Source organism: Pseudoalteromonas sp. Z1A6 (assembly GCF_011378745.1).
Classification (GTDB): domain Bacteria; phylum Pseudomonadota; class Gammaproteobacteria; order Enterobacterales; family Alteromonadaceae; genus Pseudoalteromonas; species Pseudoalteromonas arctica.
Map to the genome: position 1 here is coordinate 1 of NZ_WTKW01000671.1, position 742 is coordinate 742.

The 742-nt window shown below is 34.2% G+C and carries 2 protein-coding genes; both read left to right on the plus strand.

The genetic code is table 11. The annotated features are described in order from the left end of the window. Positions 1–445: N-acetyltransferase (locus GQR46_RS20260; protein ID WP_165742329.1), on the plus strand; the 445-nt coding region annotated here is incomplete at its 5' end. Positions 446–474: 29 nt separating this feature from the next. After that, complete coding sequence (locus GQR46_RS20265; protein ID WP_007582523.1) at positions 475–681, plus strand: hypothetical protein; 207 nt, start codon at positions 475–477, stop codon at positions 679–681. Positions 682–742 lie beyond the last annotated feature (61 nt).

A 742-nucleotide genomic window follows, 5' to 3' on the forward strand; every position in this document is an offset into this window, starting at 1 on the left:
AAACAAACTTAATAATAAGAATAACGATACTGCAAATAAAATTTTTGCTGTCTTTCAAAAATCCTATGCTATTGAGGCTAAACTGATCGGCGCGCATAACTTCCCTCCTTTAGCGCGTAATATTAAAGGTATAAAAAAGTCAGAAACAACTTTTTATGGCTACAGCGAAAATGAATGTTTAGCAGCCGTTATTGAAGTAGATACAAACAACGAGTGTTTAGATATTTGTAGTTTAACCGTTGATCCTAGCTATTTTAAAAAAGATATCGCAAGTAAGCTAATAAATTATGTTCTAGCAATCGGTGATTTATCTCATGCAAGAGTTGAGACTGCAGTTGCTAATACTCCTGCAATAAATTTATATAAAAAGCATGGTTTCGTGGAATTCAAAAGATGGACTCCTTCACATGGTATTGAAAAACTGGCTATGTCGGTCGTAATTTAAATCAGTATTTCAAAATAGGTAATTTATAAATGGATAGTGCATCAATAATTGCGTGGAGTGTTTTGTTTGGCGGCATAGGTATTGGCTACCTTACTTACGGGCGAAGAAAAAAAGCCGTAGTGCCACTTTGTATTGGTTTGTCATTATTGGTTTTTCCGTACTTTATGACCAGTGTTAGCATGCTACTGATTGTAGGCGCTATTTTAGTGGCCATTCCCTACTTTGTTAAAATTTAACATTACCATTGTTATTGCTATTGTGACGGCTAAATAAAATACACGCGAAAAATAAAAAAGC